The sequence below is a fragment of the Cupriavidus sp. IK-TO18 genome, assembly GCF_015549295.1.
Classification (GTDB): domain Bacteria; phylum Pseudomonadota; class Gammaproteobacteria; order Burkholderiales; family Burkholderiaceae; genus Cupriavidus; species Cupriavidus oxalaticus_A.
The window spans coordinates 25,148-39,183 of record NZ_JADGMP010000044.1 but is presented as its reverse complement, the minus strand read 5'-3'; the positions used below and the strand labels follow the sequence as shown (position 1 = coordinate 39,183).

General features: G+C 66.1%; 11 protein-coding genes and 1 pseudogene. 8 read left to right on the top strand and 4 right to left on the bottom strand.

Annotated elements, in window-relative coordinates:
- Both IPF36_RS30615 and IPF36_RS30610 read right to left on the bottom strand, forming a co-directional pair.
- Positions 1-94 (bottom strand): annotated as a pseudogene (locus tag IPF36_RS30615) (succinate dehydrogenase, cytochrome b556 subunit); the annotation flags it as partial.
- Positions 95-375: 281 nt separating this feature from the next.
- A complete protein-coding gene (locus IPF36_RS30610; protein ID WP_135705586.1) occupies positions 376-1,329 on the bottom strand; it encodes a GntR family transcriptional regulator in 954 nt (317 codons plus the stop codon).
- A gap of 431 nt (positions 1,330-1,760) precedes the next feature.
- On the opposite strand from IPF36_RS30610, the gene IPF36_RS30605 reads away from it, so the two are divergent.
- The 7 genes from IPF36_RS30605 (at position 1,761) to IPF36_RS30575 (ending at position 10,494) form a co-directional block, all read left to right on the top strand.
- Entirely contained in the window at positions 1,761-2,744 is a 984-nt protein-coding gene (locus tag IPF36_RS30605) for a malate dehydrogenase (RefSeq protein ID WP_133093012.1), read from the top strand.
- 126 nt (positions 2,745-2,870) lie between these two features.
- On the top strand, positions 2,871-3,851 hold the full coding sequence (locus IPF36_RS30600) for a CoA ester lyase (protein WP_133093013.1): 981 nt from the start codon (positions 2,871-2,873) through the stop codon (positions 3,849-3,851).
- Positions 3,852-3,895: 44 nt separating this feature from the next.
- The gene (gene prpC / locus IPF36_RS30595) at positions 3,896-5,077 is read left to right on the top strand and encodes a 2-methylcitrate synthase (RefSeq protein ID WP_195431896.1); all 1,182 of its coding nucleotides are present in this window, start codon (positions 3,896-3,898) and stop codon (positions 5,075-5,077) included.
- 167 nt (positions 5,078-5,244) lie between these two features.
- Positions 5,245-5,820 carry a hypothetical protein gene (locus IPF36_RS30590; protein WP_133093015.1) on the top strand — a complete coding sequence of 192 codons (576 nt, stop codon included), beginning with the start codon at positions 5,245-5,247 and terminating at the stop codon, positions 5,818-5,820.
- Between the two features lie 291 nt (positions 5,821-6,111).
- Positions 6,112-8,829: an aconitate hydratase AcnA gene (acnA, locus tag IPF36_RS30585; RefSeq protein ID WP_135705588.1), complete on the top strand. Its 2,718-nt coding sequence runs from the start codon at positions 6,112-6,114 to the stop codon at positions 8,827-8,829.
- A 204-nt stretch (positions 8,830-9,033) separates the two neighbouring features.
- Positions 9,034-9,183, top strand: a complete 150-nt coding sequence (locus tag IPF36_RS30580; protein WP_165971428.1) for a hypothetical protein — start codon at positions 9,034-9,036, stop codon at positions 9,181-9,183.
- A 108-nt stretch (positions 9,184-9,291) separates the two neighbouring features.
- Complete coding sequence (locus tag IPF36_RS30575; RefSeq protein WP_133093017.1) at positions 9,292-10,494, top strand: DUF2863 family protein; 1,203 nt, start codon at positions 9,292-9,294, stop codon at positions 10,492-10,494.
- Positions 10,495-10,557: 63 nt separating this feature from the next.
- Here the strand turns inward: IPF36_RS30575 and IPF36_RS30570 are convergent, their stop codons facing one another.
- Complete coding sequence (locus IPF36_RS30570; protein ID WP_135705589.1) at positions 10,558-11,235, bottom strand: tRNA (guanosine(46)-N(7))-methyltransferase TrmB; 678 nt, start codon at positions 11,233-11,235, stop codon at positions 10,558-10,560.
- A gap of 135 nt (positions 11,236-11,370) precedes the next feature.
- Here IPF36_RS30570 and IPF36_RS30565 point away from each other — a divergent pair, with 135 nt between their 5' ends.
- Positions 11,371-12,996, top strand: coding sequence for an ABC transporter substrate-binding protein (locus tag IPF36_RS30565; protein WP_195431893.1), 1,626 nt, complete (start codon positions 11,371-11,373; stop codon positions 12,994-12,996).
- 126 nt (positions 12,997-13,122) lie between these two features.
- On the opposite strand, the gene IPF36_RS30560 is transcribed toward IPF36_RS30565, so the two are convergent.
- Positions 13,123-14,007 (bottom strand): spermidine synthase, encoded by an 885-nt coding sequence (locus tag IPF36_RS30560; RefSeq protein ID WP_133093020.1) that lies wholly within the window; start codon positions 14,005-14,007, stop codon positions 13,123-13,125.
- Positions 14,008-14,036 lie beyond the last annotated feature (29 nt).

Below are 14,036 nucleotides of genomic sequence, written 5' to 3'. Positions count from 1 at the left end.
ATACCTTGCCGGCCCAGGGCAACCGGTATTTCGCGATCTGCGAGATACCGATATTCCGGAACTCCGGCCTGGCTTGTTTGACGGCTTCAGCCATGCGAGACCCCAATTAGCGGTAAACAAAGAAACGAGACTGCCATTGCCTGCATGCAACGGGATGCATTGAGGCAAATCCACGAGATTTTAGCGCCTTTGTTGCGCGCTGCACCAATAATTTTCAGCTATCGCGCCCAACAGGCGCCGCCCGACAATCGCACACCATACACATGACACGGCGATTGCCAAGCAATATTCACCGGCGCTGCGCAACAACCCGCACCACCATCACAAGACCCGCAATAATCGCAGCCGACGCAGGGACCGCGCCGGCCCCATGACTCAGCTCAGGTCGTTCTGATAATAGTGTTTCGTCGTCACATACAACCCGCGGCGCACCTCGACAGGGCGATCCCCGTAGGTATATGAAACGCGCTCGACCGACAACAGCGGCGAGCCCACCGGCACGGACAGCAGCTCGGCCGCCGTCTCGTCGGCGGCCACGGCGCGGATCTTTTCCGAGGCGCGGATCATGCGCGTACCGAACTCGGCCTCGAACAAGGCATACATGGGCCCCTTCCACTCGGTCAGCTTTTCCGCGGTGAGGCCTTTGAAGTTGGCGCCCAGCAGCCAGATCTCGTCGAGCACGGTCGACTCGCCGGAGAAATTCAGCACGCGGCGGATCTGCACCACGCTGTCGCCGGTGCGGATATCGAGCAGCCGCGCGATTTCGGCGGGCGCGCGCAGGCGCTTGCACTCCAGCACGTGGCTGGCGCCGTAGTGGGGCTCGCCTTCGTCGGGGACGAGGCGCAGGAAACGGAACTTGACCACGTCCTCATGGTGCGTGGTCACGAAGGTGCCCTTGCCCTGCCGCCGCGCCACCAGGTTCTCGGCGGCGAGTTCGTCGATGGCCTTGCGCACCGTGCCCTGGCTTACCTTGTAGCGCGCCGCCAGCTCCATTTCGCTGGGGATCATCTCGCCCGGCTTCCACTCGCCGGACTGCAGGCTGCGCATGATGAGCGCCTTGATCTGCTGGTACAGCGGGCTGAAGGTGGGCGACGGGGCGGTCTGCGGGCCCGGCTGCTGGGCGGCGGCCTGGGGCGCAGGAGATGACGACGGCGCGGGAGAGTTCGACGGCGGGGTCGACGACGGAGTCGATGACGAGGCCGACGAAGACGGGGTCGACGAAGGCGGGGTCGACGAAGGCGCCTGCGTCCCGGCGCCAGGCGTGGCCGCGCCGGAGTCCTGCGCACCGTGGGCGGCAGCGCCGGAGAGGGACGTAGACAGGGAGGACATAGGCGGGATTTCACCATAAAAGGGCGGCGGGCGCCAGCCTGACGTTAATTGTCTTATGTCTTATATAAGACATATGAATTGACAGCCAGTGAGGCCGGGCCTACACTCGCGCTGGTCCACGCCCGCGAATGTCGTGAATGCCGTGCTCGTGCCGCCGGCGGATGCCGTCCCCGGCACCCTCTCCCGCGGCCCGGACTGGAAATCGGTCTGGAAATGGCGGCTCGCTTCGCAGTAGACTTACGCTTCGTTGCATCACCATGACCCGTTGTGGCTCATCCTCACCGGTTCCGCCCCGTGGCCCCGCCACCTGGTTCCGGCGGACGGCCGCTCCCCGCTGTGGCGACAACCAGCATCCGGCGTGCACGCCGCCTTGAGTTGGCGACTGCGTGCCGCCGACCGGTTACCCCCTTCTATCGTTTGGAGATTTACTCATGGCTAAAGCCCCAATGCGCGTCGCAGTGACCGGCGCCGCTGGCCAGATCGGCTATTCCCTGCTGTTCCGCATCGCCAACGGCGACATGCTGGGCAAAGACCAGCCGGTCATCCTCCAACTGCTCGACCTCCCGCAAGCCCAGGCCGCCGTCAAGGGCGTGGTGATGGAACTGGAAGATTGCGCGTTCCCGCTGCTGGCCGGCGTGGTCATCACCGATGACCCCAAGGTCGCCTTCAAGGATGCCGACGTGGCCCTGCTGGTTGGCGCCCGTCCGCGCAGCAAGGGCATGGAGCGCAAGGACCTGCTCGAGGCCAACGCCCAGATCTTCACGGTGCAGGGCAAGGCGCTGGACGAAGTCGCCAGCCGCAATGTCAAGGTGCTGGTGGTCGGCAACCCGGCCAACACTAATGCCTACATCGCCATGAAGTCGGCACCGAACCTGCCGCGCGAGAACTTCACCGCCATGCTGCGCCTGGACCACAACCGTGCCCTGTCGCAGATCGCCGCCAAGACCGGCAAGCCGGTGTCGTCGATCGAGAAGATGTTCGTGTGGGGCAACCACAGCCCGACCATGTACGCCGACTACCGCTATGCCACCGTCGACGGCAAGAGCGTCAAGGACATGATCAACGACCCGGTGTGGAACAACGACGTGTTCCTGCCGACCGTCGGCAAGCGCGGCGCCGCCATCATCGAGGCCCGTGGCCTGTCGTCGGCTGCCTCGGCCGCCAACGCCGCCATCGACCACGTGCATGACTGGGTGCTGGGCACCAACGGCAAGGTTGTCACCATGGGCATCCCGTCGAACGGCGAGTACGGCATCCCCGCCGACACCATGTTCGGCTACCCGGTGACCTGCGCCAACGGCAAGTACGAGATCGTCAAGGGTCTGGAGATCGACGCCTACAGCCAGGAAAAGATCAACATCACCCTGAACGAACTGGAAGAAGAAAAGGCCGGCGTGCAGCACCTGCTGGGCTGATCTTCAGCGCGTTCCAGGAAAGACCGGGGTTCCGCAACGATTCAAGAATCGGCGCGGACCCCGGTTTTTTCATATTGGGGCGCTATGATGTGCCTTCCCGTCCAACCCCAACCCACCTGAATTCCCGTGCATCCATCCGAGGTCTTGTTCCAGGGCGAAGCCATCCCGGTCCAGTTGCCGGTGTGTGACCACTATGCGGGCAGCGAAAAGCTGATGCGCAAGTCGCTTGCCCTGCAGCAAGAGCTTGGGCCGGTCTTCGACATCACCTTCGATTGCGAGGACGGCGCCGCCGTCGGCCACGAGCGCGAGCACGCCGAGCTGTGCGCGCAACTGGTCAACAGCCCGCTGAACGCGCACAACCGCGTCGGCGTGCGCATTCATGACCCTGCCCACCCGAGCTGGCGCCAGGATGTCGACGTGCTGGTGCGCACCGCCGGCGCGCGGCTGGCCTACGTGGTCGTGCCCAAGGTGACCGACGTGGTCGAGGTCGCGCGCGTGACCGACCATGTCAACCAGGTGGCGCGCAATGCCGGCATCGCCCGCCATATCCCGATCCATGTGCTGATCGAGACACACGCCGCACTCGAACAGGCTTTCGACATCGCCGCGCTGGTGCAGGTGGAGTGCCTGAGCTTCGGCCTGATGGACTTCGTCTCGGCGCACCACGGCGCGATTCCCGGCGAGGCCATGCGCTCGCCGCAGCAGTTCGAGCACCCGCTGATCCGCCGCGCCATGCTGGAAATCTCCGCCGCCTGCCACCGCCATGGCAAGGTTCCGTCGCACAACGTCAGCACCGATGTGCAGGCACCCCAGCGGGCGGGCGATGACGCGCTGCGCGCGCGCGCCGAGTTCGGCTACCTGCGCAAGTGGAGCATCCATCCGGGCCAGATAGCGCCGATCGTCGCCGCCTTCCGCCCGGGCGCGGATGAAATCGGCGCCGCCAGCCAGATCCTGCTGGCGGCCCACGAGAACAACTGGGCACCGATCCGCCACGACGGCCAGCTGCACGACCGCGCCAGCTACCGCTATTACTGGTCGCTGCTGCAGCGCGCCCAGGCCACCGGCACGCCGCTGCCGGACAACGTGGAAGCGCTGTTCTTCGCCTGACCGGCCACAACAACAAAGCACGGACGCGACCGAAGGAGACCCGGATGTCCGCTTCGAAGACCGCAGCACCGGCCGCCGCGGCAGAGCCCGCGGCGCCGAAAGCCAAGAAATCCGTCGCGCTGTCCGGCGTTGCCGCCGGCAATACCGCGCTGTGCACCGTTGGCCGTACCGGCAACGACCTGCACTACCGCGGCTATGACATCCTCGATATCGCCGACACCTGCGAGTTCGAGGAAATCGCCCATCTGCTGGTGCACGGCAAGCTGCCGACCAGATCCGAACTGGCCGCCTACAAGGCCAGGCTGAAGTCACTGCGCGGCCTGCCGGCCAACGTCAAGCTGGCGCTGGAATGGGTCCCGGCCAGCGCGCACCCGATGGACGTGATGCGCACCGGCGTGTCGGTGCTTGGCACCGTGCTGCCGGAAAAGGACGACCACAACGGCCCGGGCGCGCGCGACATTGCCGACCGCCTGATGGCCAGCCTGGGTTCGATGCTGCTGTACTGGTACCACTACAGCCACAACGGTCGCCGCATCGAGGTGGAGACCGACGATGACTCCATCGGCGCCCACTTCCTGCACCTGCTGCACGGCGAGCAGCCGTCGGCGCTGTGGGAGCGTGCCATGCATACCTCGCTGATCCTGTACGCGGAACACGAGTTCAACGCCTCGACCTTCACCGCGCGCGTGATCGCCGGCACGGGTTCGGACATGTATTCGTCGATCGCCGGCGCGATCGGCGCGCTGCGCGGCCCCAAGCACGGCGGCGCCAACGAAGTCGCGTTCGAGATCCAGAAGCGCTACGACAACCCGGATGAGGCGCAGGCCGACATCACCCGCCGCGTCGGGAACAAGGAAGTCGTGATCGGCTTCGGCCACCCGGTGTACACCACGGGCGACCCGCGCAACCAGGTGATCAAGGAAGTGGCGAAGACGCTATCGAAGGACGCCGGTTCGACGAAGATGTTCGACATTGCCGAGCGCCTGGAAACGGTCATGTGGGACGTCAAGAAGATGTTCCCGAACCTGGACTGGTTCAGCGCGGTGAGCTACCACATGATGGGCGTGCCGACGGCAATGTTCACGCCGCTGTTCGTGATCGCACGCACTTCCGGCTGGGCCGCGCACATCATCGAGCAACGCATCGATAACAAGATCATCCGCCCCAGCGCCAACTACGTGGGCCCCGAAAACCTCAAATTCGTGCCGATCGGCAAGCGTAAGTGAACCCGGACTAACCGGACACCCCGATTATGTAACCAAAGGCCAGCGCACTTCGCGGGCTCCGGCAAATCGTAGAGAATAGCGGCGGACTTTCCTTCCAGGCGCCGCCTGATGTGACGGCGGCGAACGACAAACAGACCAGATTTCAAAATCCGAGAGGCACTCACAAAATGAAACATCTCGTACTTGCCGCCTGCATCGGCGCGTTCAGCCTGACCACCGCCACCGCCGTGATGGCGCAAGAGCCGGCCAAGCAGACCACCAAGAAGAAGTCCTCGACCAAGAAGAAGGCCGCAGCCGGCACCGCCGCCGCTGCCGGCGCCGCCGCCGCAGTCACCCCGACCGGTGAAAAGTGGCAGTGCGAACTGGGCAACAGCATCTATATCTCCGGCGACATGCTGCGTGACGAAGTGCTGACCGTGCACTGGCAAGGCCGTGACTACAAGCTGCCGCGTCAGTCCACCGTGACCGGCGCCGACCGCTACTACGACGCCCGCACCGGCCTGGACCTGGTGGTGATCCCGAGCAAGGCCATGCTGTTCAACAAGAACCTGGGCCAGCGCCTGGCCGACGACTGCCAGAGCGCCGCCATGCAGGCAGGCGCCGCGGCGCCGACCCAGGCCGGCGGCCTGCGCGCCCCGGTCAGCGCCCCGCTGCTGGCCACGCCCCCGGGCGGCCCGACGGTCCAGCCGCAGCAGGCGCAGCAGCCTGACGCGACCCAGCAAAGCGCGGCACCGAAGCAGTAAATCCGTACAGGGTGCCGGCGGCCGCCTGAATTCCGGCCGCCGGCACCCTTTTGCCTTGCGGGCGGGCCAACCCGCCGCGGGCACGCTGTCGCGCCGCGGGAAGGCATGGCCGGGGCCCGGCCGATCGAGACCGGGTGGCGGCAAGGCCGCGCGGCGGTTAGAGTATGCAGTTGCAGTGCGCTGCCGACCTCGGACCGCGGCCATACGCCGCGGCAGCGCACCGGGGTCTGAATCCGGTTTCAGAGGTCCGAGCCAAATGCCATCGCATCATCCTTCGATCGGAGTACGGCAATGCCCCATAACCTCAAGAACACGCTAAAAGAATTCAAGATCGGCGCTTCCGGCAAGGGCCAGTTCTATTCCCTGCCGCAACTCGCGCAGGAACTGGACCTCGATCTCGGGCGCCTGCCGGTATCGATCCGCGTCGTGCTGGAAGCCGTGCTGCGCAACTGCGACGGCAAGAAAGTTACCGAAGAACACGTCAGGCAACTCGCCGGCTGGAAGCCGAATGCCGAGCGTGTGGACGAGATCCCGTTCGTCGTGGCCCGCGTGGTGCTGCAGGACTTCACCGGCGTGCCGCTGCTGGCCGACCTGGCCGCAATGCGCAACGTGGCCGAGAAGATGGGCCAGGACCCCAAGAAGATCGAGCCGCTGGTGCCGGTCGACCTGGTGGTCGACCACTCGGTGCAGGTTGACCATTTCCGCGAAAAGAAGGCGCTGGACCTGAACATGCAGCTGGAATTCCAGCGCAACAACGAGCGCTACCAGTTCATGAAGTGGGGCATGCAGGCGTTCGACACCTTTGGCGTGGTGCAGCCGGGCTTCGGCATCGTGCACCAGGTCAACCTGGAATACCTGGCGCGCGGCGTTCATAAGAAGGATGGGGTCTACTACCCTGACACGCTGGTCGGCACCGATTCGCACACCACCATGATCAACGGCATCGGCGTGGTCGGCTGGGGCGTCGGCGGCATCGAGGCCGAGGCCGGCATGCTGGGCCAGCCGGTGTACTTCCTGACGCCGGACGTGGTCGGCGTGGAGCTGACCGGCCGCCTGCGCGAAGGCGTCACCGCCACCGACCTGGTGCTGACCATCACCGAGATGCTGCGCAAGGAGAAGGTGGTCGGCAAGTTCGTCGAGTTCTTCGGCGAAGGCACGGCCAGCCTGTCAGTGCCGGATCGCGCCACCATCGGCAACATGGCGCCGGAGTACGGTGCCACCATGGGCTTCTTCCCGGTCGACGAAAAGACCATCGATTACTTCCGCGGCACCGGCCGCACCGACGCGGAGATCGACGCGTTCGAAGGCTATTTCCGCGCCCAGCAGATGTTCGGCATTCCGCAGGCAGGCGACATCGACTTCAGCAAGACGCTGAAGCTGGACCTGTCCACGGTCGCGCCGTCGCTGGCCGGGCCGAAGCGCCCGCAGGACCGCATCGAGATCGGCAACGTCAAGAGCACGTTCGCGTCGCTGTTCAGCAAGCCGGTGGCCGAGAACGGCTTCAACAAGGATGCGGCCGAGCTGGATCGGCCCTACCGCACCAGCAACGGCATTGAAGTGAAGAACGGCGACGTGCTGATCGCCGCGATCACCTCGTGCACCAACACCTCCAACCCCAGCGTGCTGCTGGCGGCTGGCCTGCTGGCCAGGAAGGCGGTGGAAGCCGGACTGGAAGTGGCGCCGCACATCAAGACCTCGCTGGCGCCGGGCAGCCGCGTGGTCACCGAATACCTGAAGGCCGCCGGCCTGCTGCCGTACCTGGAGCAGCTGGGCTTCGGCGTGACCGCCTACGGCTGCACCACCTGCATCGGCAATGCCGGCGACCTGACGCCCGAGCTGAACGAGGCCATCGTCAAGAACGACCTGGTCGCGGCCGCGGTGCTGTCGGGCAACCGCAATTTCGAGGCCCGCATCCACCCGAACATCCGCGCCAACTTCCTGGCTTCGCCGCCGCTGGTGGTGGCCTATGCCATCGCCGGCAATGTCACGCGCGACCTGATGACCGAGCCGGTCGGCAAGGGCAAGGGCGGGCGTGACGTCTGGCTGGGCGATATCTGGCCGACTTCTGAGGAAATCCACGCGCTGATGAAGTTCGCGATGGACGCCAAGACCTTCAAGGGCAACTACGAGCAGGTCAAGAAGCCGAGCAAGCTGTGGGGCGCGATCCAGGGCACCAAGGGCCAGGTGTACGACTGGCCCAAGTCGACCTACATCGCCGAGCCGCCCTTCTTCCAGGACTTCAGCCTGGAGCCGTCGGGCGCCTCGGCCAGCGTGCGCGACGCGCGCGCGCTGGGCATCTTCGGCGACTCGGTGACCACCGACCATATCTCGCCGGCCGGCTCGATCAAGGACACCTCGCCCGCGGGCAAGTACCTGCAGGCGCATGGCGTGCTCAAGGCCGACTTCAACAGCTACGGCTCGCGCCGCGGCAACCATGAGGTGATGATGCGCGGCACCTTCGCCAACGTGCGCATCAAGAACCTGATGATCCCGCCCAAGCCGGACGGCGCGCGCGTGGAAGGCGGCATCACCATCCACCAGCCCACCGGCGAGCAGATGTCGATCTACGACGCGGCCATGAAGTACATCGCCGAGGGCACGCCCACGGTGGTGTTCGGCGGCGAGGAGTACGGCACCGGCTCGTCGCGCGACTGGGCGGCCAAGGGCACGCAGCTGCTGGGCGTGAAGGCCGTGGTGGCGCGCAGCTTCGAGCGCATCCACCGCTCCAACCTGGTCGGCATGGGCGTGCTGCCGCTGCAGTTCAAGGGCAGCGACAGCGCGCAGGCACTGGGTATCACCGGCAACGAGACCTTCGACATCGAAGGCACGGGCCTGGACAACCCGGGCGACCTCAAGCCGCAGCAGGACCTGGTGCTGGTGATCAAGCGCGCCAACGGCGACGTGCAGCGCGTGCCGGTGCTGCTGCGCATCGACACGCCGATCGAGGTCGACTACTACAACCACGGCGGCATCCTGCCGTTCGTGCTGCGCCAGCTGCTGGCGGCCTGACGCCCGCGGATGGTCCATGCAAGCGCCGCCTTCCCGGGCGGCGTTTGTCATGGTGCGCATGATGCGGCCCCGGCATCACTCGGCGCCTATCCCGCGCGTGTAAGTTCCACGCAAGGCAGTGCTGCCACACTGTGTCCCAAACAACATGGGCCGCAATGGCCCGGAGGCGGGGCCACCCCGCTTCAGACATACACTGGAGACAACATGGCAAAGATCATCATCGCATTCGTCGTCGTTGCCGGCGCAGCCCTCTACCTGCTGACCAAGGGCGGCAGCGACGTGTCGATTTCCGGCGAGCAGCACGGCGTCGAGACCCACGCACCGGCGGCGCCGGCAGCCGGCGGACAGAAATAAAAAGAAGTCTTCGGCCTCGCCGGTGGCAAGTCGCGCCGCATCGCGCGGCCGCCTTGTCAACGCAACGAGTAGAATACCGTTTTACGCATAAACGAACGGTTTCTTTCTATGGCAGGTTTTCGCCCCAAGGCTTCCCCACGTCTTTCCCCCGACGCCGAGCGGTTGGTGGCCGATGCGCTCGCCCTCGACGCATCGGGCAGCCGCATGGAGGATGGCTACTGGGAACGGCGGCTCTCGCAGCGCCTGGGCCGCCTGTTGAAGAACGGTAGCCAGACCGCGCTGGACGCGGCGCTGGAGCACCTGTTCAAGCACAACGCCGATGCCTCCGACGTGCTGGCCGAGCAGGCCGAGACACTGGCCGAATCGGCCACCATCGAGGTCGATGGCCAGCGCTACGACGCGCTGCTGATCGCCGCGCCAATCCTGGCGCACACGCGCTACGCCATCCCCTCGGGAGCGCTCAAGCCGGAGCTGGCCCAGACGCTCGCCGTGCACTTGCAGGCACATGTACTGGCTTCCGACACCAAGGTGGCGCTGTCGCCGTACCTGTACAGCATCGACCAGTTGCCGCGCACCCACAGCGACACCTTTGCGCTGACGCACAAGCTGGCCGCGGCCGCGCTGGCCGGCTCGGTACCCAAGGTCGACCTGCGCGACCTGCCCGAGACCGCGCCGATCCTGGCCGACCCGCGCTACCTGCTGGCCGTGGTGGTAGCCCCGCACGAGCAGGCGCTGTTCCGCTGGCAGGAAGATGCCAAGGAGCACCACGCCGAGCGCTCGGTGTGCCTGGAACAATGGCGCACCCAGGTCCAGCCGTCGGTGGCGCTGCTGCTGCCCGGCTGCGAGTTCGAGCTGCTGCTCCCCGACGCCTTCTTCCTGTCGTGCCGTGAGTCCGACAAGAGCATCCGTCCTCTGACCGTGCGTGCCGCCGTCAACTACCTGGCCGGCACGCTCGATATCTCCGCCGGCCAGCTGGCCGCGGTGGTGGCCGCGTTCGGCGAGGAAGTGGTCGAGGAATACCGCGTCGGCTTCACCATGCGCGGTGAAAAGGACGTGATCTACGGCATCGTCTGGCCGGTCTACGGCCGCGAAGCCGGCGAAGTCGATGCCGACGAGAAGGGCAACCCGCTCGAACAGATCTGCGAAGAGCTGCGCAACGCCGGCGTGGAGGATATCTTCCGCCATGCGGCGCTGTTCGATCCGGAATATTGCGAGGATTGCGGCACGCCGCTGTATGCCGACCGCAATGGCGAGATCGTGCATGCGGAGCTGCCGGAAGACGCGCCCACGCAGCAGCCGCTGTTCCACTGAGTTCCCGCGCCCACGCAAGCAAACGGCCCACATCGTGGGCCGTTTTTGTTTTCCTGGCTGGCTTCAGGCACCCCGCTCGCTGACGCAGCGCCAGAGCCCATGCCCCGATGCCGCGTACTTGCGCTCGAACGGCGTCATCGCCTGCGCCGGCTGCCAGGGCTCGACCACCTGCGCCGGACGCCCAACCAGCGCCAGCGCCTGCGCGAACTCGTCGATGTAGACCTGCCAGTTGCTGCGGCATTCCAGGTAATCGCCGCACGCCGCCAGCGCCGGGAACACCGCATGGCCCTGCCAGCGCCGCCCCAGGTGGCCGATCTTTGGCCATGGGTTCGGGTACAGCACGTAGTGGCGCGCCACCGGCACCGCGTCGGCCTGCAGCATGCGCCAGACATCGACCAGGTCGGCCCGCGCCCAGCAGAAATTGGCCGGCATCGGCGCCTCGCCCCACCAGTCCTTGCCAGCGGCCAGGCGCTTTTCGGACTGGTCGACGCCGATCACATAGTGGTCCGGGAATGATGTCGCCAGGCGCAGCGTGCTTTCGCCCACGCCGCAGCCGGCATCCAGGATCAGCGGCGCGCCGCCGGCCTGCTGCCAATTGTCGAGCGCCGCGCTCAGCGCGCGGCGGCTGGCTTCGCCGATGGGCTTGCGGAACGGCTCGGCCAGGTGGCGCGCGACACGCGCGGCAAGGTGTTCGTGGACATCGGACTGCGCCGAGACGATGGTGCGGGAATTGGCAAACATGGCCCCATTTTACCGGGGCCGGACCCGGCAGCCTTGCATCGGACGCTGCAACCATGCCACTTTAGCGGCACAATGCGGGACAAACCGCCTGAGAACCCGTCCGCAAGCGCCGGACCTGTACGAGGAGCCAGTCCCATGCCATCGACAACCGCCACGCCCAGCCAGCCCGCCCGCCGCACCTTGCTCCACGCCACCGCCGCGCTGGTGCTGGGCAGTGCCGCCTGTGCCGCCCTGGCGCTGGTGCCGGCCGGCGCCGCCCATGCCGAGGACCTGCGCATCGGGCTGGCCGCCGACGTCACCTCGATGGACCCGCACTGGAACAACTCCGGCCCCAACAACGCGATCGCGCTGCATGTCTTCGAGTCGCTGGTGTTCATGGACAAGAACGCCCGCTATATCCCCGGCCTGGCGCTGTCGTGGAAGCCGGTCAATGCCATCACCTGGGAAATCAAGCTGCGCCCCAACGTGAAGTGGCACGACGGCTCGCCCTTCACCAGCGAAGACGTCAAGGCGTCGCTGGAGCGCCCGGACAAGCTGACCAACAGCCCCGGCTCGTTCACCAGCTACACCAAGCCGATCGCCCGCATCGACACGCCCGATCCGCTGACGGTGCGCCTGACCATGAGCGTGCCCAACTACGCCAACCTGGCCAACGACCTGAACAGCGTGCCGATCATGCCGAAAAAGGTCGCCGCCACGCTGACGCAGGCCGATTTCGACTCGGGCAAGGCCATGATCGGTACCGGGCCGTTCAAGTTCGTGCGCTTCGCGCGCGGGCAGGAAATCGTGATGGAGCGCAATCCCAACTACTGGGGGCCCAAGCCGGAGTGGGACCGCGCCGTGTTCCGCATCATCACCGACAACGGCGCGCGCAGCGCCGCGCTGCTGGCGGGCGATGTCGACGTGATCGAGAGCGTGCCGTCGGCCGACGTGGCCAAGCTCAGGCAGAACCCGAAGTTCAAGATCGAGCAGCAGGTTTCGTGGCGCACCATCTTCTGGCAAATGGACCACTCGCGCGACAACCCGCCCTTCGTCACCGACAAGGCCGGCAAGGCGCTGGGCAAGAACCCGTTCAAGGATGCGCGCGTGCGTGCCGCGATCAGCAAGTCGTTGAACCGCGACGCCATCGTCAACCGCATCATGGAGGGGCTGGCGGTGCCGGCATCGTCGATCGTGTCGCCGCAGATCTTCGGGCATCCGGGCACCAAACCCGACGCCTATGATCCCGAAGGCGCCAAAAAGCTGCTGGCGGAGGCGGGCTACCCGGACGGCTTCGGGCTGACGCTGCATGCCACCAACAACCGCTACCTGAACGACGCCGCGGTGGCGCAGGCCACCGCCAGCATGCTGACGCGCATCGGCATCCAGACCAGGGTCGAGACCATGCCGGTAGCGGCCTACTTCACGCGCGCGCGCCAGGGCGACTTTGCCTTCCAGATGCTGGGGTGGGGTTCGGCAGCCGCGGATGTGGCGCTGCGCTCGATCACGGGCACGCCCAATCCCAAGACCGGGTATGGCACTTGGAACTGGGGCAAGTACAGCAACCCGCAACTGGACCAGCTGATCGAAAAATCGCTGACCACCGTTTCCAGCGAGAAAGCGCGCGAGGAGAACGCGCGCACGGCGGCCAGGTTCGCGCTGGCCGACCACGCGATCATTCCGTCGCACAGCCAGCTGGCGATGTGGGCGATGAAGAAGGGACTGAAGTATGAGGCGCGGACGGACGAGTGGTCGCTGGCGCAGTTTTTCCACAAGGAGTGAGGGCGGCGGCTGGTCATCGGCTCGCGGTGTTCTCCCTCGCACGCTTGCGGGAGAGGGAGAACACCTTGCTTGGGCTAGTTCAGGCGGCTTTGGAGCACCCAAACCTCCTCTTTGGGCGCGTTTGGATCAGATCCTCAACCGCTCTTCCTGCCGCGCGTTCGCCGCGCGCAGCTTCTGCACCCAGTCCCGCGCCGGCAGCCCCGTGGTCTTCTCGACCACGTCGGCGCGCGCTTCCAGCACTTCCCACGCCACATCGATCTCCGGGCCGTTGAACGCCAGTGCGATGATGTTGCCGTCATGGACCTCAGGGAACACCAGCACGCGGTTATCGAAGGCTTCGCAGATGCGCTCGATATTCTTCGGGAAGCTGTCGTGGTCGCCGAACAGGTTGATGGTCATCACGCCCGGCTCCTTCAGCGTGCGGCGGCAGGCGCGGTAGAACGCGGTGGTGTCGAGCACCGGGCCGCGCGCGGTGGCGTCGTACAGGTCCACCTGCAGCACGTCGATGGCATCTGCGTGGGTGCCGTCCATCACGTAGTCCCACGCGTCCTGCTCGCGCACGGTCAGGCGCGCGTCATCCTGACGCAGGCCGAACATGCTGCGCCCGGCGATGATCACCGCCGGATTCAGCTCGACCGCGGTCACTCGCGCGCGGCTGAACTGGCGGTGGCAGAACTTGGTCAGTGCCGCCGCCCCGAGGCCGAGCTGGACCACGTGGAATTCATCCACAGAAGGCGACAGGAACAGCAGCCAGGCCATCATCTGCTGCGCGTATTCCAGCTCGATCGCATCCGGCTTGCGCAGGCGCATCGCGCCCTGCACCCACTCCGTGCCGAAATGCAGGTAGCGCACGCCGTCCAGCTCCGAGAAGGTCACCGGCGCAAAGCGCGGCGTCATGCGTTTTTCTTCGCGGGCCGCGCGCGAGTCCGGCGCCTGGCCACGGTTGCGTGTGCCACGTGCCGGACGGCGCGAGGCCACGGCTTCAATCGATTTGCGTTTCAGTAGGGTCATATTGTCGAGAAATACACGGTGGCCATGCA

Bases quoted from the DNA above. Each gene is read 5' to 3' on its own strand.
- IPF36_RS30560 (WP_133093020.1), bottom strand. From the start codon at position 14,007: ATGACCCTACTGAAACGCAAATCGATTGAAGCCGTGGCCTCGCGCCGT.
- IPF36_RS30575 (WP_133093017.1), top strand. From the start codon at position 9,292: ATGGCAGGTTTTCGCCCCAAGGCTTCCCCACGTCTTTCCCCCGACGCC.
- IPF36_RS30570 (WP_135705589.1), bottom strand. From the start codon at position 11,235: ATGTTTGCCAATTCCCGCACCATCGTCTCGGCGCAGTCCGATGTCCAC.
- IPF36_RS30610 (WP_135705586.1), bottom strand. From the start codon at position 1,329: ATGTCCTCCCTGTCTACGTCCCTCTCCGGCGCTGCCGCCCACGGTGCG.
- IPF36_RS30580 (WP_165971428.1), top strand. From the start codon at position 9,034: ATGGCAAAGATCATCATCGCATTCGTCGTCGTTGCCGGCGCAGCCCTC.
- IPF36_RS30605 (WP_133093012.1), top strand. From the start codon at position 1,761: ATGGCTAAAGCCCCAATGCGCGTCGCAGTGACCGGCGCCGCTGGCCAG.
- IPF36_RS30565 (WP_195431893.1), top strand. From the start codon at position 11,371: ATGCCATCGACAACCGCCACGCCCAGCCAGCCCGCCCGCCGCACCTTG.
- IPF36_RS30590 (WP_133093015.1), top strand. From the start codon at position 5,245: ATGAAACATCTCGTACTTGCCGCCTGCATCGGCGCGTTCAGCCTGACC.
- prpC (WP_195431896.1), top strand. From the start codon at position 3,896: ATGTCCGCTTCGAAGACCGCAGCACCGGCCGCCGCGGCAGAGCCCGCG.
- acnA (WP_135705588.1), top strand. From the start codon at position 6,112: ATGCCCCATAACCTCAAGAACACGCTAAAAGAATTCAAGATCGGCGCT.